The organism is Pseudomonas sp. BF-B-30, assembly GCF_019956305.1.
GTDB lineage: Bacteria > Pseudomonadota > Gammaproteobacteria > Pseudomonadales > Pseudomonadaceae > Aquipseudomonas > Aquipseudomonas jessenii.
Map to the genome: position 1 here is coordinate 1 of NZ_JAHBDG010000003.1, position 23,956 is coordinate 23,956.

Annotated in this window: 17 protein-coding genes and 1 pseudogene; 8 read left to right on the plus strand and 10 right to left on the minus strand. The window is 57.4% G+C overall.

Annotated features, from left to right (window positions below; all coding sequences use genetic code 11):
* Positions 1–23: 23 nt before the first annotated feature.
* The 6 genes from KGB29_RS01555 to KGB29_RS01580 all read left to right on the plus strand — a co-directional run bounded on the left by KGB29_RS01555 (position 24) and on the right by KGB29_RS01580 (position 9,801).
* Complete coding sequence (locus KGB29_RS01555) at positions 24–1,187, plus strand: thiolase C-terminal domain-containing protein (protein ID WP_223616193.1); 1,164 nt, start codon at positions 24–26, stop codon at positions 1,185–1,187.
* A gap of 68 nt (positions 1,188–1,255) precedes the next feature.
* Complete coding sequence (locus KGB29_RS01560; RefSeq protein ID WP_223532205.1) at positions 1,256–3,085, plus strand: DUF1302 domain-containing protein; 1,830 nt, start codon at positions 1,256–1,258, stop codon at positions 3,083–3,085.
* Between the two features lie 33 nt (positions 3,086–3,118).
* The gene (locus KGB29_RS01565) at positions 3,119–4,480 is read left to right on the plus strand and encodes a DUF1329 domain-containing protein (protein WP_056723175.1); all 1,362 of its coding nucleotides are present in this window, start codon (positions 3,119–3,121) and stop codon (positions 4,478–4,480) included.
* Between the two features lie 76 nt (positions 4,481–4,556).
* Entirely contained in the window at positions 4,557–5,621 is a 1,065-nt protein-coding gene (locus KGB29_RS01570) for a YCF48-related protein (RefSeq protein ID WP_223616244.1), read from the plus strand.
* A 38-nt stretch (positions 5,622–5,659) separates the two neighbouring features.
* Positions 5,660–8,095, plus strand: coding sequence for an efflux RND transporter permease subunit (locus KGB29_RS01575; RefSeq protein ID WP_223616194.1), 2,436 nt, complete (start codon positions 5,660–5,662; stop codon positions 8,093–8,095).
* Positions 8,096–8,166: 71 nt separating this feature from the next.
* Positions 8,167–9,801, plus strand: coding sequence for a 3-(methylthio)propionyl-CoA ligase (locus tag KGB29_RS01580; protein WP_104449470.1), 1,635 nt, complete (start codon positions 8,167–8,169; stop codon positions 9,799–9,801).
* Positions 9,802–9,805: 4 nt separating this feature from the next.
* Here the strand turns inward: KGB29_RS01580 and KGB29_RS01585 are convergent, their stop codons facing one another.
* The 10 genes from KGB29_RS01585 to KGB29_RS01630 form a co-directional block, all read right to left on the minus strand.
* Positions 9,806–11,074, minus strand: a complete 1,269-nt coding sequence (locus tag KGB29_RS01585) for an anaerobic sulfatase maturase (protein WP_104449469.1) — start codon at positions 11,072–11,074, stop codon at positions 9,806–9,808.
* Between the two features lie 58 nt (positions 11,075–11,132).
* The gene (locus KGB29_RS01590; RefSeq protein WP_104449468.1) at positions 11,133–13,496 is read right to left on the minus strand and encodes an arylsulfatase; all 2,364 of its coding nucleotides are present in this window, start codon (positions 13,494–13,496) and stop codon (positions 11,133–11,135) included.
* A gap of 79 nt (positions 13,497–13,575) precedes the next feature.
* Positions 13,576–14,052: a 2,4'-dihydroxyacetophenone dioxygenase family protein gene (locus tag KGB29_RS01595; RefSeq protein WP_093414181.1), complete on the minus strand. Its 477-nt coding sequence runs from the start codon at positions 14,050–14,052 to the stop codon at positions 13,576–13,578.
* Between the two features lie 290 nt (positions 14,053–14,342).
* Positions 14,343–15,767 (minus strand): DUF1254 domain-containing protein, encoded by a 1,425-nt coding sequence (locus tag KGB29_RS01600; protein WP_223616195.1) that lies wholly within the window; start codon positions 15,765–15,767, stop codon positions 14,343–14,345.
* Positions 15,768–15,841: 74 nt separating this feature from the next.
* Entirely contained in the window at positions 15,842–16,654 is an 813-nt protein-coding gene (locus tag KGB29_RS01605) for a hypothetical protein (protein ID WP_077182758.1), read from the minus strand.
* A gap of 24 nt (positions 16,655–16,678) precedes the next feature.
* Positions 16,679–17,137: a glycine zipper 2TM domain-containing protein gene (locus KGB29_RS01610; RefSeq protein ID WP_104449465.1), complete on the minus strand. Its 459-nt coding sequence runs from the start codon at positions 17,135–17,137 to the stop codon at positions 16,679–16,681.
* 62 nt (positions 17,138–17,199) lie between these two features.
* Positions 17,200–17,877, minus strand: coding sequence for a DUF3313 domain-containing protein (locus tag KGB29_RS01615; protein ID WP_104449464.1), 678 nt, complete (start codon positions 17,875–17,877; stop codon positions 17,200–17,202).
* A gap of 152 nt (positions 17,878–18,029) precedes the next feature.
* Positions 18,030–19,508 carry a DUF1254 domain-containing protein gene (locus KGB29_RS01620; RefSeq protein WP_223616196.1) on the minus strand — a complete coding sequence of 493 codons (1,479 nt, stop codon included), beginning with the start codon at positions 19,506–19,508 and terminating at the stop codon, positions 18,030–18,032.
* A 95-nt stretch (positions 19,509–19,603) separates the two neighbouring features.
* Positions 19,604–20,863 carry an OmpP1/FadL family transporter gene (locus tag KGB29_RS01625; protein ID WP_154860813.1) on the minus strand — a complete coding sequence of 420 codons (1,260 nt, stop codon included), beginning with the start codon at positions 20,861–20,863 and terminating at the stop codon, positions 19,604–19,606.
* Between the two features lie 309 nt (positions 20,864–21,172).
* The gene (locus KGB29_RS01630) at positions 21,173–22,201 is read right to left on the minus strand and encodes an AraC family transcriptional regulator (protein WP_154860575.1); all 1,029 of its coding nucleotides are present in this window, start codon (positions 22,199–22,201) and stop codon (positions 21,173–21,175) included.
* Between the two features lie 495 nt (positions 22,202–22,696).
* Between KGB29_RS01630 and KGB29_RS01635 the strand changes: the two genes are divergently transcribed.
* The gene (locus tag KGB29_RS01635) at positions 22,697–23,368 is read left to right on the plus strand and encodes a DUF3313 domain-containing protein (protein ID WP_223616197.1); all 672 of its coding nucleotides are present in this window, start codon (positions 22,697–22,699) and stop codon (positions 23,366–23,368) included.
* Positions 23,369–23,570: 202 nt separating this feature from the next.
* A pseudogene (locus KGB29_RS28810) lies at positions 23,571–23,855 on the plus strand (aminotransferase class I/II-fold pyridoxal phosphate-dependent enzyme); the annotation flags it as partial.
* Positions 23,856–23,956 lie beyond the last annotated feature (101 nt).

Below are 23,956 nucleotides of genomic sequence, written 5' to 3' on the forward strand. Positions count from 1 at the left end.
AGATGTGTATAAGAGACAGGTCTATGTCTGTAAAAGTGCTGATCGCCGGTGCAGCAATGGTGCCGTTTCTACCGCTGGGTGGCTCTGACAGTCATGCGGCATTGGCGGGGCAAGCCATTCGTGCAGCGCTGGCCGATGCGCGGATCGACTATGACCTGGTCGACCAGGTGTTTACTTCCTGCGTACACGCAGAAGCTGGTATCGCCGAGCAAATGTTGTCGCAGATTGGCTACTCAGGGGTGCCGACTTTCAGCCTCGGCGATGGCTGTGCGTCGGCCAGTAGTGCTTTCCATCTGGCCCGCAATAGCCTGCTGTGCGGCCAGGCTGAATGTGTCCTGTTGGTGGGTGTCGAGTGCATGCCGGCACACATCTCCAATCGTGAGTTTTTCGGTTTGAAAGATCTCGCTCGCGATGAGTCGGCAACGCTCAGGCAGGATGAGAACCCCATCGGCTTTATCGAGCGTCGACAACAACCGGCGCTGCTGTTCGCGGCCCAAACCAGTTGGTTATTGACACGCATGGGCATTGCTCAAAGCAGCTTCGATCAAGTGCTTGAGCAGGCACGGGCCCAGGCCGGACGCAATCCCTACGCCGTGTTGAACCGAGTGCCGGATCGCGACGGCTGGCTCCCGCCTTATCTGTGCCCGCCCGCCTGCGGTGCGGCGGCCATCCTGCTCTGTACCCCGGCCTTCGCCCTGCGTTTCGGCGCTCGGGCGGACGTCACCGTGTTGGCCAGTGTCAGGGGCAGTGACAGCGCTTCAGAGCAGGAAGCGGGTTGCGTGCTGGATGTGCTCGGACAGGCGACCACCCGGCGAGTCGCGCAGTTGGCCTATCAGCAGGCGGGCCTCGGTGCGGAAGACATCGACGTGGTTGAACTGCACGACCAAAGCGTCGGCGACTTCATGGTCAATAGCGCCGCGCTGGGCTTTTGCCGGGAGGACGAGATCGATCGATTCGTGCAGCAAGGACACCGCCTGAAAGGACAGATGAATGCGGTGTGCCCATCGGGTGGCTTGCTGGGACGTGGTCACGCCCCGGGTGCCACCGGGTTGGCGCAACTGGTCGAGTTGGTCTGGCAACTGCGCGGCGTGGCCGACGGCAGGCAAATTGCTGGTGCCCGCACGGCTTTACAACATAGCACCGCCCTGGGCCGGTCGGTGTCGGTCACCCTTTTGCAGCGCACCTGAGAGGAGGCTCACTACGCCGTGATTCAACCCATGACTTTTCGTAAACCATAGAGCAGGTGGCAAGCTAGATGAACAAAAATAATAAGATCTGCCATGCAAACCTTCGCAAAGGGTTGTTGGCCTCCGCCATTCTCACCGGCCTGGGCATCGCGCCCGTAGGGGCTGTGGAGATCAACACGGGGAATGAAGACTTTGCGGTTCGCTTCGACAACACGCTGAAGTTCAACTACGCCCAGCGCGTGGAAGCCCCCAACAGCAAGTTGGCCAATTCGTGGAACAACAATGACGGGGATCGCAACTTCTCCTCCGGCAGTCCCGTTTCTCAACGACTGGATGTGCTGACCGAACTGGACGTGGTTTACAAAGAAAAAGTCGGTTTCCGTGTCAGCGCCAACACCTGGTACGACCACGCCTACGACGATATTGGCAGCGATAACGCCTCGACCAATCAGCTCAACAACGGTAAGCCGGACTCTCGTCATCAAAGCGGTTACGCCGATCGGTATTACAACGGTCCTTCTTCGGAAATCCTTGATGCCTTCGTGTTTGGCAGCACTGAAGTCGGCGATGAATCACTGCTCAGCGGCAAGCTCGGCAAGCACACCGTTTACTGGGGCGAAAGCATCCTCGCCTTTGCCCATGGCAACAGTTATGGCCAGTCCGGCCTGGATATTTCCAAGTCGCTGGCGGTCCCGGGAACAGAAGCCAAAGAATTGTTCATTCCGCGTAATCAGTTGTCCACCAGCCTCACGGTCAATCCGGAACTGACCCTCGCCGCGCAGTACTTCCTGGACTGGGACGCCGCGCGGTTGCCGGAGTCGGGTACTTATCTGGGGTTCAACGACGGCATTCAAAATGGCGGGCACAACCTGTCGTTGATCGGCGGCCGAAACCCGTTGTTCGGCACACCTGGCCCACTGGGTGCCAACCAGTTTTTACGGCTGTCCAACGGGCATACGTTTACCCCGGACAACCAGGGTGACTTTGGCCTGATGGCCAAGTGGAGCCCGGAATGGCTGCAGGGTACGCTGGGTTTCTACTACCGCAAAACCTCCGACATTCTGCCCAACCTGGTGTTGCAGCCAACGGCGGTCGGCCCTGCGCAACTGATCTCCGGCAATGCTGGCAGCTACAACCAGTTCTATGTCGACGACATCGATATCTACGGCATCAGCCTGTCGAAAAGCATCGAAGGTGTCAGCGTCGGTCTCGACCTGAACTATCGCCACAACATGCCGCTGGCCAGCGTGCCGGCTACGGTCAATCCGGTAGCCGGTGCTGCCGGTTTGCCTGGCTTCATCAGCAGCTTTGATGGTGATAACGGCGTGGCCCGAGGCAACACCGTGCACGCGGTGCTCAACGGCTTGACCACTTTCGGTGCGACACCGGTCTGGGACAGTTCGACCTTGCTGGTTGAACTCGCCTACAGCCGCTGGCTGGATGTCACCGAGAACAAGCAGCTGTTCAAAGGCGAAGACTGGTATCGCGGTGTCGACAAGGTCACCAGGGACAACTATGTCCTGGGCGTCAACTTCAACCCGACCTGGTATCAGGTGTTTCCCGGCATCGATATGTACCTGCCGGCCAACTACAGCGTCGGCCTTGCGGGCAACTCGTCGGTTCAGCTCGGGGGTAACAAGGACTCCGGCAGTTACTCGGTGGGCGTTGGCATGGACGTGCACAACCAGTACCGGTTTGACCTGAAGTACGTGGACAACTTTGGTCCGTTCGACACCTGCGGCTCAGCCGGTGGTGCAGGTGCACAGGGCGAGGGTGCCGCACCAGGGGCCAACGGCCAATACAACTGCGTACCGGGGCAGACCACTGCTTTCGGCGGTACTCAGCCTCAGCTCAAGGATCGGGGCATGGTCACTTTTACCTTCAAAACGACCATTTGATCGAAGTCTTTGCTTGATAGCAGGAGTCACTCCATGAAGTTCGTCAATACGCTTTTGTTCACTGCCTTGACCGTTGCCATCGCGGGTGCGGCACACGCAGCCGTGTCCCCCGATGAAGCAGCCAGACTCGGCAACAGCCTGACAGGCGTCGGCGCTGAAAAGACCGGTAATGCCGACAACACCATTCCGCCCTACACCGGCGGTCTCACCACGGCGCCGGCCAGTTTTCAACCGGGTAGTTCGTTCCGTCCGGACCCTTATGAGGCCGACAAGCCACGCGTTGTCGTCGATGGCAAAAACGTCAGTCAATACACCGACAAACTGACCGCAACCACGCAAGAACTGCTCAAGCGTTACCCGACGTTCCGGGTCGATGTGTTTCCGACTCATCGCAGCGTTGCGCTGCCTCAACGGTTGCTGGATAACACCGCAAAAAACGCCGTCGGCACTAAAACACTCGAAGGCGGGGTAGCACTGGAGAACGCGTTGCCGGGCGTTCCGTTCCCGATCCCGAAAGATGGTTATGAGGCCATGTGGAACCACTTGCTGCGTTATCAGGGGTATGCCACCAATTTGAAATATGACTCCTGGAACGTCGACAGTTCCGGGAGGGCAATTCTGGCCACGTCCGGCAATGCCTATCTGGAATACCCGCTGTACGATCCCAAGCGTATGGACCCGGCGAAAGAAACGGATCTGTTCTTCAAGACCAAACTCTACTACCAGGCCCCGGCCCGTCGCGCGGGCGAAGCCATCCTGGTGCAGGATGCCGTCAACCCTCTGAAAATGGAGCGTCGTGGCTGGCAATACCTGCCAGGTCAGCGCCGCGTGAAACTCGCACCGGATATCGCCTACGACACGCCAAACCCTGGCTCGGCCGGTGCTTCGACCTATGACGATGCCTGGGTATTCAACGGCGCAATGGACCGTTACGACTTCAAACTCGTCGGCAAGAAGGAAATGATCATTCCTTACAACACGTACAAGTTGAACTACCACAAGGTCGCTGCGGATATCACCACGCCGCATCACGTCAATCCAGACCTGATGCGCTGGGAGTTGCACCGCGTGTGGGTGGTCGAAGCCACGCTGAAACCGGGCAAACGCCACATCTACAGCAAGCGCACCTTCTACCTCGACGAAGACAGCTGGATCGCCCTGGCTTCGGATGAATATGACGCCAGCGGCAAGCTGTACCGCGGGTCCTTTGCACACATGGCATACAGCTATGACGTGCAGGCGCCGAATTCCGATAACCACATGATTTATGACCTGGTCTCTGGCAGCTACAACATCACCGGCATCTACGGGCCGTACGGCGGCGTCAAGTACATCGACCCGCTTTCGAAAGCGCAATGGGCACCTGAGTCATTGGCCGGCACGGGTATTCGCTGAGCCGTAACGCAGGTGTTTTCTTGTCGCCGACAGTGTGTATCGCACTGTTCGGCGGCTTTTTTGCCGAGTAGACCTCATGAATACATTTAGATGGATTGCGCTCACTGCGCTAATTTTGGCGTTGGCTGCCCCATTCACCAGATCCGTCGTCGCCGCTGACTTTGTCGACGTGCTGTCGGGCCCCGCGATTCAGAGTGACAAGGCGATTGGCGGGGTGTTCACCGGGTTGACCCGTGCAGGTCAGCGCCTGGTCGCCGTGGGCCAACGCGGCCATATTTTTTATTCCGATGACAACGGCGTCCGCTGGCACCAGGCAGAAGTGCCGGTGAGTTCCGATCTGGTGGCCGTGCATTTTCCGAGCCCGACGCAGGGGTGGGCGGTCGGGCACGACGGCATTGTGTTGCACAGCGACAACAGGGGTGAAACCTGGACGCGTCAGCTCGATGGCCGTCAGGTGGGGCAGATCATGCTCGAAAATTTTCAGAGGCAAGAAGGGCAACAGCCCGATGATGCGTTATTGGCTGAGGCTCAACGAATGGTCGATGAAGGGGCTGACAAACCTTTTCTGGACGTTTGGTTCGCCAATGATAAAACCGGCTATATCGTCGGCGCGTTCAATCTGATTTTCCGCACTGAAGACGGCGGCCGGAACTGGGTTCCGTTGATGGATCGCACCGACAATCCGGGCGCACTGAATTTCTACGGGATACGAGCAATCGGCGATGACCTGTTCATTGTCGGCGAGCAAGGCCTGGTATTGAAACTGGACCCGGCAACGCAACGCTTCATCAACATCCCGACGCCCTACAGCGGCAGCTATTTCGGCATCACCGGCAAGCCGGGCTCGGTGCTCGTTTATGGCCTGCGGGGCAATGTTTATCGCAGCGTCGATCATGGCGTGAACTGGGACAAGGTTGAACTGGGGCAGTCCTCAAGCATCACCGCGAGCACGATCACCGCCGACGGCCGAATCATCCTGGTCAGCCAGGCCGGGCATGTGCTTGTCAGCACCGACGACGGCGCCAGTTTCACGCTAAAGCCACAAGACCGCCTGGGGCCCGCCGCTGCGGCGCAGGCCATCGCATCAGACGTCGTGGTGGTCGCGGGCGCACGGGGCTTGCGCCAGTTGCCCTTCGAATGAGCCCACATCCCACATAATAAAAAGAGACGAGCCACTTCATGGGTAACTACAACCTCGATACGATGCCGGTGATCCGAGAGCTGAAGGGCTTCGATGCACGCTCCGGCAATGTCCTTGAACGCCTGATTTTCAACAACCGCCTGCTGGTGGTGCTGACCTGCCTGATTGTCACGGTATTGCTGAGCTATTTCGCGGCCACTGGGCTGACGCTCAATGCCAGCTTCGAAAAGATGATTCCGCAGAGTCAGCCGTACATCAAAAATTACCTTGAGAATCGTCAGGCGTTGCGCGGGCTGGGCAATACGGTTCGGGTGGTGGTGGAAAACACCGACGGTGATATCTACGACCCGAAATACCTGGAGGTGCTCAAGCAGGTTAATGACACCTTGTTCCTGACCCCGGGCGTGGACCGGGCCTGGATAAAGTCATTGTGGACGCCTGCCGTACGCTGGACCGAGGTGACGGAGGAGGGCTTCCGTGGTGGCCCGGTCATGCCGGACTCCTACGACGGCTCGGCCAGTGGGGTCGAGCAACTGCGCTTGAACATCGCCCGTTCCGGCATCGTCGGCAGTCTTGTCGGCAATAATTTCAAATCGAGCATGATTGTGGTGCCGCTGCTGGAGAAGGATCCGGTCACGGGCGCCGCCATCGACTATCACCATTTTTCGCGGATGCTTGAAGAGCAGCTACGCAACAAGTTTGAGTTTGCCGGCAGCAACGCGGTACACGTTGCCGGTGAAGAGGGCAAAGGCCCGATCAAGATTCGCGTGATCGGTTTCGCCAAACTGGTGGGCGATCTGATCGATGGCCTGATGCTGATCATGATGTACTTCGGCGCCGCAGCGCTGATCGCTACTGCCATCATCTTTGGCTTTACCCGGTGCGTGCGCAGCACCGCGCTGGTGATTCTGTGCTCGGTGGTTGCGGTGGTGTGGCAACTGGGCCTGATCACCTTGTTCGGTTATGCACTCGACCCGTTTTCGATTCTGGTGCCGTTTCTGGTATTCGCCATCGGGGTATCCCACGGTGCGCAGAAAATGAACGGGATCATGCAGGACGTCGGACGCGGTACCCATCAGTTGGTCGCCGCGCGTTACACCTTCCGCCGTCTGTTCCTGGCCGGACTGACCGCATTGCTGGCCGATGCCGTGGGTTTTGCGGTACTGATGCTGATCGACATTCCGGTAATCCAGGACCTGGCCGTCACCGCCAGCATTGGCGTGGCGGTGCTGATCTTCACCAACCTGGTGCTGCTGCCAGTGCTGCTGTCTTATTGGGGTGTCAGTCCCAAGGCGGCGGCGCGCAGCCTGCGTCAGGAAAGGCAGGAGGTGAATGGAAAAGGGCTGGGTAATTTGTGGAGCCTGCTTGACCGCTTTACCGAGCGTCGCTGGGCGACGGTGGCGGTGGTGGTGGCCGGGTTGCTGGCGGCAGGTGGCTTCATGGTCAGTACGCAGTTGAAGATTGGTGATCTCGATCCGGGTGCACCCGAGCTGCGCGCCGACTCACGTTACAACCGCGACAACGCCTACATCACTGCCAACTATTCGCTGTCCAGCGACCAGTTTGCGGTCATGGTCAAAACCGCCAGCGAAGGTTGCCTGAAGTACGAAACCCTGGTGGAAGCCGATCGTCTCGGCTGGCTGCTGCAACAGCAACCGGGCGTGCAGACTACCGTGTCGCTGGTCAACGCTGTGCGCCAGATCACGGCCGGTTCCTATGAAGGCAACCCGAAAATGCTGACCGTCGCGCGCAACCAGAACGTGCTCAACTACGGCGCGCAGCAGGCCTCGGTGAACAACCCGGAACTGTTCGACAGTGACTGTTCGATGATGCCGGTGATCGCTTATCTCTCCGACCACAAGGCCGAAACCCTCGATCACGTGGTGAAAGTGGCCGATCAGTTCGCCCGTGAACACAGCAATGACGATCGGCAGTTCATGCTCGCCGCCGGTAGCGCCGGGATCGAAGCGGCGACCAATATTGTCGTGCGCGACGCCAATCGCACCATGTTGTTCTACGTGTATGGCGCGGTGATTGTGCTGTGCTTCATCACCTTCCGCAGCTGGCGAGCGGTGGTGGTGGCGGTCGTGCCGTTGATGCTGACGTCGATTCTCTGCGAGGCGTTGATGGTCTGGCTGGGCATGGGCGTGAAGGTCGCGACCTTGCCGGTGATTGCCTTGGGTGTCGGCATCGGTGTCGATTACGCGCTGTACCTGCTCAGTGTTCAGTTGGCTCAGCAGCGTGCCGGTCTGTCGTTGACCGAAGCCTACAAAAACTCCGTTGCGTTCACCGGCAAAGTGGTGGCGCTGGTCGGCATCACCCTGGCGGCGGGCGTCATCACCTGGGCCTGGTCGCCGATCAAGTTCCAGGCCGACATGGGCATCCTGCTCACCTTCATGTTCATCTGGAACATGGTCGGCGCCTTGGTGCTGATCCCGGCGCTGTCGCATTTCTTGCTCCGTCGTGCCCCTTGAAACGGCTACCTGTGAGTCTCTGCCATTTCTGAAACATCGACATCAAACAAGAATAAAAGGAACACAAAACCATGCTGGGCTTGATGCAAGATCAACCGCTGTTGATTTCTTCCGTTCTGGAACATGCGCTGAAGGCGCATCCGCACACCGAAATTGCCTCACGCATGGCAGATGGATCGGTGCATCACTGTACTTACGCCGACATCGGCGAACGCGCTAAACAAGTGGCCAATGCGCTGGTTGCGTTGGGTGTACAACCTGGCGAGCGAATCGGCACCCTGGCCTGGAACGGTTACCGGCACATGGAATTGTATTTCGGTGTGTCGGGCATGGGCGCGGTACTGCATACGATCAACCCGCGGCTGTTCCCCGAGCAGATCGAATTCATCGCCAACCACGCCGAGGATCAGTACCTGCTTTTCGACCTGTCGTTCGCTGAGCTGGTCGAGCAGATCGCGCCGCGCCTGAAGTCAGTCAAAGCGTTTATCGCTCTGTGTGAGCGGGAGCAAATGCCGGCAATCGATGTGCCTGGCTTGATGTGCTACGAAGACCTGATCGCCGGGCACAGCAATGACTTCATCTGGCCTGAGTTCGATGAGCGAACGGCGTCGTCCATGTGCTACACCTCGGGCACCACTGGCAATCCCAAGGGTGTGCTGTATTCGCACCGTTCTTCGATCCTGCATTCGCTGGCACTGTGTACCTCCGATGGCTTCGGTCTATCGGCAGCGGATTCAGCGTTGTTGGTCGTGCCGATGTTCCACGTCAATGCCTGGGGTATGCCGTATGCCGCCGCAATGTGTGGTGCCAAATTGGTGTTGCCGGGCGCCGCACTTGATGGTGAGAGCCTCTACACGCTGATGCGGGATGAACAGGTGACCCTGGCGCTGGGTGTGCCGACGGTGTGGATGATGTTGCAACAGCATGTCGAGACACAGGCTTTGCAACCGGCGACAGAGCTGTGCCTGAACCGGGTGGTGATCGGCGGAGCCGCCGCGCCGCGCATCCAGGTCGATACGTTTGAAACCCGTTTCAATGCGCGTGTTTTGCATGCCTGGGGGATGACCGAGATGTCCCCGCTGGGCACCATCTGCAATCCGCTGCCCAAACACCGTGATGCTCCGCTGGAAGCAGTGCTCGACTTGCAGGCCAAACAAGGGCGGGCGTTGTTTGGGGTGTCGATGAAGATTGTCGATGAGCAAGGCGCTGAATTACCGCGAGACGGCAAGGCAAGCGGTCTTCTACTGGTCAAGGGACCGTGGATCGCCAGCCAGTATTACGGCGGCGAGGGAGGGCAGATTCTTGATAGCGAGGGCTGGCTCGATACCGGTGACATCGCAACGATCGACACTGACGGCTACATGCAGATCACCGACCGCGCCAAGGACGTTATCAAGTCGGGTGGCGAGTGGATTTCTTCGATTGATCTGGAAAATGCTGCCGTCAGTCATCCGGCCGTCGCCGAAGCGGCGGTGATTGGCATCGCTCATCCCAAATGGCAGGAACGGCCGTTGTTGGTGGTGGTGCTCAAACCTGGTAGAACCGCGAGCAAAGACGATCTGCTGACGGTGCTGCAAAGCCGCGTGGCGAAATGGTGGCTGCCGGACGATGTGGCCTTCGTCGAAGCGCTGCCGCATACCGCCACCGGCAAATTGCAAAAGATGAAGCTTCGCGAACAGTTTCGCGACTTCAGATTTCAGACCTGAAAGGCTATTTATCCAGGGGCACGATCAGCGGGCCGGCGAAGGCCTGCATGATCAACGCCACGGGTTGGCTGTGGCTGATCAGTTGGGCCATGGCGTTCATGTAGGGCGTCAGGTGACGAAAGTATTTCTTGTAGCTCGGACACAGGTAATTCAGACCCGGCTCGCCGTTGGGCGCGTTCATGAAGCGGTTTTTCGGGCATTCGCCATGGCAGGCGAAGCGGTAATCGCACTGCTGGCAATACGTCGGCAGTGTCTCTTCCTTGGCGGCGCCAAAGGCTTGTTGCGCAGCAGAGGCGAGTAGAACGGCAGGATCATCGGTCTTCAAGTTGCCCAGCAAATACTCGGGATACATGTAGTGATCGCAGGAGTAGACGTTGCCGTCGTGCTCCACGATCGCCGCTTTGCCGCAGCGCGGGCTGAACAGGCACACCGAGGCCGGCAGCTGGCACCATGAGGCCAGTGCCCATTCGAAGTTCATGACATGAATCTCCCCGACATCCTGGCGCACCCACTCGTCGAAAATCGTGATGAGAAAATCGCCATAGGCCTCAGGGGCAACCGTTTGTTCCGTCACCATCGCGGGCTCCGGCACCACGTGCAGGCGCAATTCCGGCGGGATAGCGAAATGCAGACCCAGACTGACCTGTGAGGCGCTTGGCACACGTTCCACCACGGGGTTGAACTGAATATGACGAACGCCCTCAGACTTGAGGAATCGATAGATTTCCAAGGGGAATCTGGCGACATCGCGCGCCACGGTAACCAACACATTGAAGTCGACGCCATGCTGCTTGAGCAGTTCGAGACCATGCATCACGTCATCGAAACTGGAGCGTCCGCGCTTGTCGGGGCGATAGAGGTCGTGAACGTATCGCGGGCCATCGAGACTGATCCCCACTATGAAGCGTTCACGGGCGAGGAACGCGCACCAGTCGTCATTGAGTAACGTGCCATTGGTCTGTAGCGTGTTGCGAATGACTTTGTTCCCTGCGAACTGGCGTTGATACAGGACCGCGCGTTGAAAAAAATCCAACCCCAGTAACGTCGGTTCGCCGCCTTGCCAGGTAAATTCGACCTCAGGCGTGGGCTGGGCCTCGATGTAGCGCTGCACATACAGACGCAGCACCTCGTCGGTCATGCTGAAGCGTTGCCGAGGAGGGTAAAGCTGTTCTTTTTCGAGATAGAAACAGTAACTGCAATCGAGGTTGCAGATCGGCCCGACGGGTTTGGCCATCAGATGCAAGCCCTGGGGCGGGGTTTCGTGGGTAGGCATGGGGGCAGGGTCCGGGAGTCGTCAGACTGCCGCCCGGTTATCCGGGCGGCATTGAGGGTCAAGGCAAATACGTCACGTGTACATCCTTGACCTTGCCATTGAATGCGAAGGGCGCACGCTCGAAATAGTCCAGGGTGACGGGGGAACCGAGGTCTTGAGCGACGTCGAAGGTTTCGCTGGCGGTGAACGTCAGTGCCGGAGTGAACGGTGTCACCCCTTTGGCGGCTTCCTGTCCGTCAAGTCGCAGGCTCAGATTGGCCGGCGCTCCGGGCTTGGCTGATGACAGGGTCGTCAGCACTTCGATACTGACTTTGCCTGCGGGTACTCGTTCGGCCGAACGCAGTTTGACTCGAGAGATAGCCAGCGCGTTGTACTCGTAGTTCAGGAAACCGTCATCCATGTACAGGCTGACCCCGCCACCGATACCGCCCAAGGCATACAACACGCCGGTGGCGTTAGCCGGAACGTCGGCGTCGACGACAACTTTGCTGTTCTGATTGCGCAGGTTCGGGGCCGCAAACTCCGGAAAGCGCTGGACACGATCACTGAAATGCCATTCGCGTTGGCTGCTGGAGATTCGTGCAGTCGGATCGAGGAAGGGGTAGAGACCGGCGCCAATCGGATAGACATGGTTAGCCTTGGCCTGCACGTCAAACTCGGCCTTCAGCTCTGCAAGCTTTTGCGGGTTGCTCGCGGCGACATCCTTGGCCTGGGAGTAGTCGTCTTGCAGGTTGTAGAGCGACCATTGATCGTTCACCGGATTCCAGCCCATGAACTGCGCGAAGCCTTGCACCCAGGGTTTGCGCGGGCCAAAAACCGAGGCCATCCAGCCATCCTTGTAGACGCCGCGACTGCCGAAGACTTCGAAGTATTGCGCCGGTTTTTTCGACTTCACTTGAGCGTCGTTGAAGGTGTAGCGCAGGCTGACGCCATCCATTGGGTCCTGAGCGATACCGTTGACCTCTATGGGTGGCGTGATCGACAGCACGTCGTAGACCGTCGGGGCAATGTCGTTGACATGGTGGAATTGTGCGCGAACTCTGGCGTCGGCCTTGATCTGTTTCGGCCAGGAAACGGCCAGCGGCGTGCGCGTCCCGCCGAAGTAGCCGGCGACCAGTTTAGTGCCTACGAATGGCCCTGAACCTGCCCAGGCCCACGCGGCGTTGTACATGCTTTCAAGTTTAGGACCGCCGAGCGCGGACAAGCCGCCATACATCTCGTCGAGGACTTTCAACTGCTGCTCTTTGGGAACTGGAATCCCGTTTTGGGCCAGCAACTCATTAATCGTGCCTTCCATCCCCTCGGAAGAAGCGCCGTTGTCGCTGAAGACATAAAAGATCAGCGTGTTGTCGCGCTTACCTTCACGCTCCAGTTCGTCGAGGATCTTGCCGGCCTGCGTGTCGGCATGTTCCAGGAAGCCGGCATACACCTCCATCAACCGTGCCTGATACTGTTTCTGTTCGGAAGACAAGCTGTCCCAGGCTGGGAGTTCCGCCGGGCGCGGCGTGAGGACGGCGTCATGCGGGATAAAGCCCAGCGCTTTCTGGCGAGCAAACGTCTGCTCACGATAGGCGTCCCAACCACCGTCGAACTTGCCTTTGTATTTATCGGCCCATTGCGCATTCACTTGGTGCGGGCCATGCACGGCACCCGGTGTCCAATACATGAAAAATGGTTTTGCCGGCGCGTAGGTCTGATGGTCTTGCAGCCAGTTTACGGCCTGATTGGCGAGATCTTCGCTGAGGTGATATTTCGGATCTCGCGCCGGTTCGATTGGCGTTGTGTTGCGGTACAGACGCGGTTCGTACTGGGAGGTTTCGCCGGCCAGGAAACCGTAGAAATATTCAAAACCGTAGGCCGTCGGCCATGTATCGAAAGGACCGGCCGCCGTGGTGTCCAGAGGGGGGGTGTTATGCCATTTGCCGAACGCGGCGGTGCTGTAGCCATATTGCTTGAGCACCTCGGCCATGGTCGCCGAGCTTTTGGGGATCTTGCCGGTGTAGCCTTCCCAATCGGTGGCCAGCTCTGCGATGACGCCGTTGCCAACCCTGTGATGGTTGCGTCCGGTTAGCAATGCGGCGCGAGTTGCGGAGCTGATGGCCGCGGTATGAAAAGCGTTGTAGCGCACACCGCTGTCGGCGACTCGACTCAGGGTCGGCGTATGGACTGCGCCGCCGACGGTATCTGACTGCGCGAAGCCGGCGTCATCGAGCATGATCACCAGAATATTGGGGGCCTCGGCAGGAAGATGAGATTGCTGCTGACGTTTCTGGTGTTTCGATTCTTGCAGCGTCGGTTTGGCGTCACTGGCCGAAGGCGTCGGCGGGAAGGGCAGCGAGTCTTGTGCGGATGCGACCGAGCTGGCCAACAGTGCGCAGAGTTTCAGGGTGAAACGTCCGGCGGGTTGCAGCTTCTGGGACATGGGTGTCTCCGTTTTTTATTCATTGCAACGGCGCAGCCGCCCGGTCGAACACCGGACGGCCGAGAGATTGGAGCGCGGGTCAGACCGCAAAGCTGGTGATGTCTTTGGGCTCGATATCATTGGCTTGGCAGAACGCCAGGTAACGATCCACGCTGGATTTCCAATTCTCGATGGCCACGACGTTGTTGTTATCGTCGTAATACAGCAGGTCGCCCTGGGTGATATTCAAGGTGATCAGTTCATCGCCATATTCACTCAGCACGATCGGCGTATGGCTGGAACCTGCGGTTTCGAACACCACGCCGCCCGGTTTTGAGATCCAGTCGTGCTCCAGGTATTTCCAGCCACCCTTGATGGTGTAAACGATGACCGTGCCGGAGTGATGGTGCTTGGGCAGAGAAGACCCGGCCGGGGCCTTGAGCAGGGTGATGGTTTCCCCGCGAACCGGGTCGCATTTGATGTATTTGATGAAAATTTCATCGCTGTAAGGTGCGAACGGAACCCACGGCAGGTCCTCGTCGTTGATGGAGGAGGTGTCGATGTTTTCATAAAACATGCTTGTTGTTCTCTGTTGGACGGTGAAAGGATATACACGGTGCGTCAAGAGCATCGTGAACAGACCGTGCTCACACCGCCCCCCTCTTGAGGAGGGGGATCCATCCAATGGCGTTGAATCGCGGCATGCGCAGTGCCGTGCAAATAACGCCAAAACAACAACATCTACGGTTTGCGGCCACCGCCGGCCTTTGGCTAATCAAAGCGTACGTCAGGGTCTCTGCGAAACCCTGACGCCCCGGTTCAGCGGCGCCACGCCTGGGCCGTCCGCTGCAACCGGTCGTCAGATGCTCAATTGATTTTAACGATCGCGGGTGGACTCCACGTGCCTTTGCCAGGCGGCAGGACGGAAGGGTTTTCCGTCTTCGGCCAATACAGGCGCATCACCATGTAGATCAGATCATTCGGTGCGGGCAGCCAGTTGCTTTCCTTGTCCGCGCCGGGCGAGTCCTTCTGGACGTAGAGCGTCAGCGAGCCGTCTGCGTTCTTCTTCATGTCGGGTAGCATAGGCGAGTTGATGAGGTAGCGACTGATCGGGTTTTTAATCAGCAGTTGCGACTTGCCGTCGTACATGGTCACCGACCAGAAGGCATTGACCGGCGGAAGCTGTCCGGCAGGAAAGGTGATGGTGTAGTTGTGCTTGCTGCCGTCAAGCGGCGTACCATCGGACAGGACCTTGGCCATCGGATACGTGGCTTCTTCGGCGTCGTTGGCGTAGATACCCGCTTGCGCGATGGCGGCACGCTTTAGCCAATCATCCTTGTAGAACGCCGCATCACCGCCGGAACTCACGATGTTCCAGCCATTGACCTGCGTGCCGAGATGATTGACCGCGTCCTGAACCTTCGCATGCCCAGCCTGCATGCCCTCAACCACTGCGGCCTTTTGCTCGGCGGACAGATCCTGGAAGTTGAAGTCCTTGCCGGCGCCAATGCCCAGGCGGGCCAGCTTCGCGCGGATCGCCGTTTCTTCCGGTGTAGCAGGGGCAAGCTGCATCACAACGCCCACATATTTGAAGAAATCGGTCTTCACCAGGTCCTTGTCGATCTTCGGCAAGTCGATCGCCGGCGCGGCAGGCGGCGCAGGCTGCTTGAGATAAGCCGATAACGGCCGCGCCGCATAACCGGACTGGATCTTCTCGACGTTTGGGATGTCCGCCGGGTTGTAGAGCTGGGTGCGAAAGATCACGAAGGGCAGTTGTGTGCTAGAACGAAACACCTTCTTGATGCCTTGCGGGGTCACGCCCTTCCAGTCTGGGCCGACCAGCATGTAATCGCCGGCTTCGTTGCCAGTGGTACGGCTGCCGATGTAACCGAAGTTGTTGGTGCTGTTATCGATGAGCTGCACCGAGTAGTACCGCGATTTCTCCACCGTCGGTACCGAGAGCACGATCGGCTCGCTACGCAGGTCCATGAACATCAAGGAATACGGTGTGTCGCTGTTCGGCGAGACGATGGCCGTGTCCTTGTAGCTAAAGACTTTGTGCATGTTGTAAATGTGGTTGAACGGCGCCTTGTACTGGCTGGAACTTTTGTCCACGGCATACTCGTACATGGTCGCATAGTTCATCACGATGGGCAGACCGTAGATGTAGCCTTCCTCGGCGATGGCTTTCGTTTCGGCGGCAGTGATGTCCGCTGCTTGGGCGTGCGTAAGTCCAAAGGACGCGAGCAATGCCAGCGCACAGCCAAATGTTCTCGGGAGTGTGGTTATCATGAACTTGAAACTCCATTTTTCGTATTGGATGAGTGAGTCGGCCAGTTAACTGCAGGTCCGGTGATATTCTAGTTTCACTTAGGAAAAAGGAGGGTGTACGCCACTCGAAAGCCCCAGCCGTGTGCACCCTCTTCAGGACTGTCCGCCCAGTATCGCGGTCCCACCTGAAGGCTCATGGGCTGCTTGCCGACTTTGAACAATTGCGTCACGAACAAGTTGATCGGCACATTCCACTCCCTGGCTTCCCAGTCGTAAGTGGATTCGGTATTAATTCCAAAACTGGTGTACGACGTTGTCGTATAAACCAGGAAGGGTTGTAGATACGTCTGGTTGACCTTCTCCTTGTCATCGGCCGGGTCGTTGTCCAGTGACCAGATATGGTTCGCCAGAATACCGGTCGTCCAACCGTTGGCTTGCTTCAATGCCACCGCTGTCGGTCCAATTCCCCATTGTTCGCTACTCAGAAGCTCATCACTGCCGGTCGGTAACAACAACGCGGGGCCTGCGCCCCAGATCCAGCCGTCCTCGGTGGGCTTTTTGGGCGAGAAAAAGAAGCTTTGCGAGGTGTCGCCCACTCCGCTTTTATCGGCGATACCCCTCGGTGCCAACCCGTGCTGATCAATGATCGGGAGGATCGTGCGAGAAATCAGATTCCAATCTTCATTAAGTGTGAAGGGTAATACCGGCTGGATATTGGTTACGCTCTGGATTCCATTACCGGAGGGACCCATTTTCTGATTCCAGTTGTATTGAATGGGCAAGCTGTACAGTGCCGCGACTGGATTTAATGACTGCTTAGCCAGTTCCGCCTGATCGTCAGCCTGGCTGGAAACGGAAATACCTAAAAACAAAGGTGATAGCAAGAGTCGTTCAATGTACTTGGTCATGTCGAATTCCGTTTACAGTCAGCCTTAACTGCCTTGCGGCACAACGCGGGCATCATTGCCTGAGCCTTGGATATACACCTTCGAGCCCTTAGCCAGGGACGGATTGATCGGTTGGGTCACCGATACGAGCACGCCACTGCTGACCCGCACGATGATCTGTTGCGCCTCGACCGGTTGGTCATACTTTTTCTTCTCGGCGTAGTTACCGCCAGCAGCACCGGCGAGCGCGCCGGCAACCATGGCGACGTCACGCCCGGTGCCACCCCCGATCAAGCTGCCAAGCGCCAGACCGCCAAGGCCACCGAGTACGGCGCCGACACCACTGTCGTGGTTGGTCTGCATCTGCGTCAGCGATATCTGCTCGATCTTCCCTGAGCGAATCTCGATTTCACCAGCGCCGCCATCGGTTGACCCGACGGCGGAACAGGCACTTATCAGCACCGTCATCAACGTGACTGACAGCCAGGACAGGATTACTTTCATTGCGGTGCGCCTCGTTATTGGTAGTGTATTGAGCCAACGTCTGTTGGCAGTTCAATCAAGGTTTAACTGCGAATGAACGCCCAGAGATCGACATTCAACTTGTCGATCGCCGCTTTGAAGTCCTGGGCGGTTATCTTCTGACTTTCGTTTTCCAGCGTTGTACCAAATACCTTGCGTACTACCCTGGCGACCGTCTGGTTGGTTCCCGCATCGATAATCTCGGCCTCGATGAACAAAGTGCTGTCCTGATCACGGTGGCCGGTGGCGGCCTGTGTTGCTCCGACCACGGCGGCGATCGGCACCACTTCGTACCATTTCATCCCTTCGTTTTCGGCATTCACCCCGGTGATCGCCGCACGCATCAGCAGGGTTTTGGAACCTGCCGGCGCGGCGCTGGTATTGGAAACCACACGGTATTTCTGACCCAGGGTGCCTTTGACCTTACTGGTCATGTAGTTCTGGATGTCGGTCAGCGTTTGCTGGTTGACCCGCTCATCGGGCTTGGGCGCGGGATAGAGCTCCAGCTTGTTGAACACCACGGTGTCATAGGCATTCGGGTTCCACGACGGACTGACCCAACGCATTGTTGTGCCGCCGCTTGCCGTTTTGACTTCCTGCAAGTTGTTGTAGTTGGACAGGTAGCCCGAGTATTGCTCGACTTCAGTGACTTTCGATACGCAGCCGGTCAATAACAAGCTGCTCAGTGCGGCACCCGTTATCCATTTGTGCGAGAAGTTCATATAGCGGTACTCCTTGAGGGATGTGTTCCTGAATGTCTTTTATTCAAGGCCAGACCCTGTGGTCTCAGCCCTTTCGGCTATAAGGCCCGCTGGATCTCTGCCTGAGCAATCAAACGACTGCTTGCCAACTGCAAGCAGTCGCAAGCGTCGCGTTACTTCGATGCCACCACTGCCGGCGGCTGCCAGCTGCCTGCGCCAGCGGGAAGAATTGAAGGCGGCGTGGCCTTCGGCCAATAGAGGCGCATCACTAGATAGGCCGTGTCGTTAGGCGCGGGCAACCAGTTGGACTCCTTGGTTTTGCCCGGCGAATCCTTCTGGATATACAGCGTCAGTGAACCGTCCACGTTCTTTTTCATGGCCGACAGCATCGGCGAATTGATCAGGTAGCGGTTGATCGGATTCTTGATCAGCAACTGGCTCTTGCCGTCGTACATGGTCACCGACCAGAAGGCATTGACGGGAGGCAGTTTTCCGGCAGGGAAGGTCAGCGTGTAGTTGTGCTTGCCGGTATTCAACGTCTGGCCATTGCCATCGGTACGCGTAATGGGGTACATCGCCTCGGCGGCGTCATTGCCGTACAGACCCGCCTTCGCGGCGCCAGCCCGCATCAGCCAGTCGCCTTTGTAGAACGCCTGGTCGCCGAAGAACGCGCCGACGCTCCAGCCGTTGATATTCTTCATGCCGGTCGAGAGGAACTTGTCGACCTGTTCGTCTCCGGCCTTCATCCCGAGCAGGACCACGGCCTGGTGCTCGAGCGAGAGGTCCTTGAATTCGAAGCTGCGACCGGGGCCTACGCCGATGCTGGCCAGCTTCGCACGGATCGCCTTGTCCTCAGCCGATGGCGGCACATACTGCAGCGCCGCCGACAGGTACTCGAAAAAGTTGGCCTTGATGCCCTCCGTGGTGGCTGGCACGAAAGCGATCTTCGGCGCAGCGGGCGGCGCGGGTTGATGGAGGAAAGCGGACAGCGGCTGAACCTTGTAACCCGCCTGCACCTTCTCGACATTCGGCATGTCGGCCGGATTGAACAGCTGGGTGCGGATCAGCGTCAGAGCGAAAGGGGTTGTGGAGCTGAACACCTTGTCGATGCCTGGAGGTGTCGCACCCTTCCAGTCGGGGCCTGCAATCAGATAGCTCCCGGGTGCGCTGGCCGTGGCCCGACTGCCGATGTAGCCGTAGTTATAAGTGTTGCCGTCGATCAGTTGCACCGAGTAGTAGCGTTTTTTGGAGACGGCCGGCACGGTGATCACCAACGGCTCGGCGCGCAGGTCGGTCCAGAGAAAGGAGTACGGCGTGTCGCTGTTGGGGGTAATGATGGCCGTGTCAGCGGGGGTCGCGACCTTATGATCGTGGTGCAGTTGGTTGAAGGGGGCCTTGAACTGGCTGGACTTGGAGTCCACCGCGAATTCGTTCATTACGGCGTAGTTCATGACCAGCGGCAAGCCGTAGATAAAGCCTTCCTCGGCGATCGCCTTGGTTTGCTCCAGGCTCGGCGCGGGAACGCCCTTGGCCACATCCGCCTTGTCGGCCTGTGTGATCGGATCGAGCTTGCTCGTGCACCCGGTGAAAAGCGTTGAACCTACGACGACCGCCGCAGCCAATGTCCAGCCACTGTGAGACTTCCTGTTCATTTTCACCTCGTTAATTTGGTACAAACCGGCGTCGTGAGCGTTCATGCCCACGGTTAGATACCAGGCATGACACCTGAAACGCTCTTGGATTTTTCTCAGTAGCGCCAAGTCATGTTGGCAGTCAGGGCTTGAATCCAGGCGTTGTCGAACTCGCCTGAGACACGATTGCCTGACAGCGTTTTTTGCTGATCGACGGACATGTCCCCCATCCACACCGTGACCCAACTGAAATTCACGTCTGTCTCTTTATTCAGTGAATAAGTAAAGCCTGTGGCGAAGCGCCAGGCGGCGCCCATGGGCACGGTGAGCGTACGATTACCGTCGGACACCGCGGACGTGTCATAGGCGAGACCGAAATCCCAGACCCAGTCCTGGTTCATCTGGTATTGAGCGCCAAGCGCCAATTGATACGTGTCTTTGTAATGCGCATCGATTGAAGCGGCACGGGAACCGGTTCTGGACGTGTCTACGTCAATGCCGATGTCACCGAATTTCGACCAGTCCTGCCAATTGACCGAGGCCAGAACGGCCCATTGCGTATCCAGTTGCTGGTACAGGCTGAGGGTCGCCGTTTGCGGTACTTTCAGGTCGATTTTGGTGTTGAGGCTATTGAGGCGACTCACCAACGGAGCACTGCTCTCCACATCCAGGCGATCCTCGAAGTCGAGGTCAACCTGACTGGTGTAAGCCAGGCCAATCCGGGTACCGGGCTTTGGGGCAAAAATCACGCCTGCGTTGGCGCCGTAACCCCAGGTGCTGTCCCGGTATTTGTATTGGCCGTCACCCCGTTGTGTCAGTCCGAGCGGCGCCTGATCGATGGCGGCTTCGCTCTTCAACGTCCCGTACATGGCTTTCAGTCCGACGCCGACGGACCACTGATCGTTGAAGCGATAGGCGATACTGGGTACCAGTGACAGTCCCGCAATGCTCGCGTTTTGCACGAAATAACGGCCTGACCAGTCGTTGTCGTAGTTTTCAGCGAGGCCGAAATCGCCATAGGAGCCGAAGCCGACAGACCACCGATCATCCAGTTGATGGCTGATGAAGAAACTGCCGCCCGGTATGGGATTGAGCACGTTACCGCTGCCAGTGCCCGGCGAATTGGTTGCACTGTCCCGATCGAACGATAAGTCACCAAAAAGAACCTGAGCGCCAGCTGAGATCTGTGTTCCGCTGAGATAGCTCAAGCCGGCGGGGTTGCTGGCTATGGTCGAAGGACCCTGTGCCCGGGCCGCTGCACCAGCATTGGCCAGTCCGACGTTGTCGGTGGCGATTTCGTACAACATAAGGCCACCGGCAACACTGCGGCCACTGGTAAAGAGTGTCAGAACACCAAGAACAGTAATCGACAACATACTTTTATTTAATGGCATGAAATCCCTCTCAATCAGTTCACTCCTGCGATATCGCTTGGATCGCCCCAAGGCCAGGGCATCGTTTTTTACTCGTGCGGCTTTCTTGAGTGTCTGCGCGGAACTCCAACCGCAGGCGCAACTAATCGCCAGAGCCTCATGAACAGCCCAAAAAACCGCAGATCAGCTTTGCAACCCGCCTGTTGCGGCCTTCACTTTACGGCAATCATCAGAAAGGCACCTTGCATTTTCGGACAGTGCGCGCGGTATAGCGGGGGGTATGGAAGTTGTTGAATCAACCCCCAACGGAGGCTACCCCAGCCCATTTCTCCAATGCTGTGGTGACGTATTTGTCCATGTTTTGAATGCGCGGGAGAAGGCGTTTGGATCCTGGTACTGAAGGGTCTGAGAGATTGTAGATATCGGCAAATCCGTATTTTTCAAGAGCTGTTGCGCGAAGTTGCTTCTGGAGTCGGTGATCAGTTCTTTAAGGTGAGAACCTTCCGCATCCAGCCGGCGTCGCAGCGTTCTTTCATTTAATGAGAATTGACCGGCGATGTGCTTGGAGTTTGCCTGGCCTTTCAATAATAGAGCGTATGTCTGGCTCTTTATTTGTTCTGAAATCGTCAAAGGTGAAGTGGCGGTCGAAATAGCCAGTTTAAGCAGATGGTGTAAGCGTGGATTCGCCGTACATTGAATTTGCCGGAGTTGCTGATTGTTTATTACAAGCCCGGAGATACTTGCATTGAACTGAATGTTACAGCGAAATTTTCTGACGTACGGGTTGATATCGGATGGCTTGCGATATGAAAACTGCACACGAACGGGGGTCCAGTTAGCGCCTAACAATGTCCGCAACATTTGCAGGCCAACCATGACGGCAGTGTCAACTAGTAATGATTGATTGGGCAGGTCGTGGCGATAAATGACATATCCCAACAAACTGTGTTGACCCGCCAAGGGAAGAAGGAGTGGGGTCGCACCACGATCATAGAGATTGGCATGCCCGACCAGATCGATCAATGCGTCGCCTGGCGTAGTCGCGAGACGCATAAGCTGACCGACCGGCCCCAAATTATCCAGCGAAAAGCGCTCACCGATCAGCAGGCCAATATGGGGGCACTGAGTGTGTTTGAATGCCGTGTTGAACAGACGTGCAACGTCAATGTAGGCGAGGTGGTTGTCTTCATTTGCAAATTGCTCAAGGCTGATACCAGCGTCTTTGAAAACGCTTCGCGAGGAACCCCCTATCGCGTCAACTACTTCCGGGAACCTACGCAATGGGCTTGTACTAATTTCTCCAGGCCCGCTCATTCTTAAAGATGATTTTTTGGAGGGCATATAAGCTCGCTATCATTCCTGAAATGGGCGCATTGGCCACGTTGGTGACGTCTAACACATGGCGAGCAAAAGAGCAGAGCGCCCATGAGCCAGCGCCTGACACCTCTCGGCTGTGCTGCGACGCCCCCTCAGTCCTTGGGCCGAATCATCGAATAGGCGAGTCGTGTGCATTGATTGCATCCAAAAATACATAGTATTGAATACATTGGTTTTAGCACGGATGCGCTTTTTTTCAAATGGTCCATACAGACTCTGCTCCACCCTGATAGCCGCTTCCATAGATGATTTTGTGCGTGACGGCGGACAGTTACAGGCGGCCACCGGCTCTCGTTATTCGGCAGGGTCAAAAATCGTCGTTTTGTCGTTCCACCCAAGCGGGTTCGGCAGCGAGCACGCCGACTGATAACGAATCAAAAGATGACGCTCCCTTGTCGATTCGCGCACAGCACTCACGTACAGTTCGATGGCTACGCTACCCAATAAGGAAGACCGTATATGGCGTGTTCAACTAATTTGTCGATGGTTATTGCTCTCAGTTGTCTCCTGCTATCCGGTTGTGTCTCAAGGACGACTGATAAAGGACAGTATTCAGGTTATCTGGATCGATACGATGTACTTAAATCGACCCTTTCGCCGAGTGGCGCTCCCACCCTGCGCTGGGTGTCGCCAGCGTTCAGATCTAAAAATTACGACACGGTAATTTTTGACCCCCTCATCCTGTACCCCGCGCCGAAGGCTACCGACCGCGTCGACATCCAAACCTTTGAACGGTTGCGAAGAACAGCTGATACCCGTGTATATGAAGTGCTGTCCAAACGATATCGAGTACTTGGATCGCAGGACCCCATTCCATTCGCCTCAAGACTTTTGGTGCTGCACACCGCGATCACAGGCGTCAGTGCATCTAACGAGGAGATGAGGTGGTACGAGGTGATTCCGGTAGCCGCGGCTATTGGTGGTGTCAATGTCGCTACCGGGCAGCGGAATCAGAATTCAGAGCTTTATGTCGAGGCTTTACTGGTCAACGCCGCGAATGAGCCAATGTTCAGAGTCGCGCGCAAGGTGTTCGGCAAGACTTTGGACAATAACAAGACTCCGATCACCGCAGACGACTTCACTGAGGCAATCGAGGAGCTTGTTGCTGATATGAATGAATATCTAAAGTAAAAGAATGCCTACGCTACTTCTTCTTGTTCGAGGACGAGGCGAATCTCAACCCTTTGATTTGGTGCTCGGGTATTGCTGGCCATTGAGGCGACGGCTTCTACTGCTCGAATGGGCAGTCTCCAACGACGCCTGGATCATCGAAGATGACTACCTCAGCGAGCTGCAGCTGCAGCTGCAGCTGTAGGGCAGGGCGGCCCCGGCGCTGGCGTCTTTAGACAGGAGCAACCGGGTTATCCACATCGGTTCTTTCAGCAAGACGATAAGCCCGGGACTGCGACTTGGATTTGTAGTAGCTCCAACCGACCTGGTGACTGCGTTCTCTGAGGTGGCTGCGACGCTTGCCCCCGCGCCTTCCCCCGTCATACAACTGGCCACGGCGCAATTTATGCGTGATGGCCACTACATTCGCCGTGTTCGTCGGCTCAAGCGACTGTATTGCGCCCAGCGTGACGGGCTATGCGAGCAGTTACGAATGCGCGATGCGCAGTGGGTCAAGGCAGGCTTGGCCGTACTTCTCAAACTCCCCGAAGGTGCACCCGACGTGCAAATCGTTCGGGACGCGATGGCTTTTGGCCTGGCGCCTTCGCC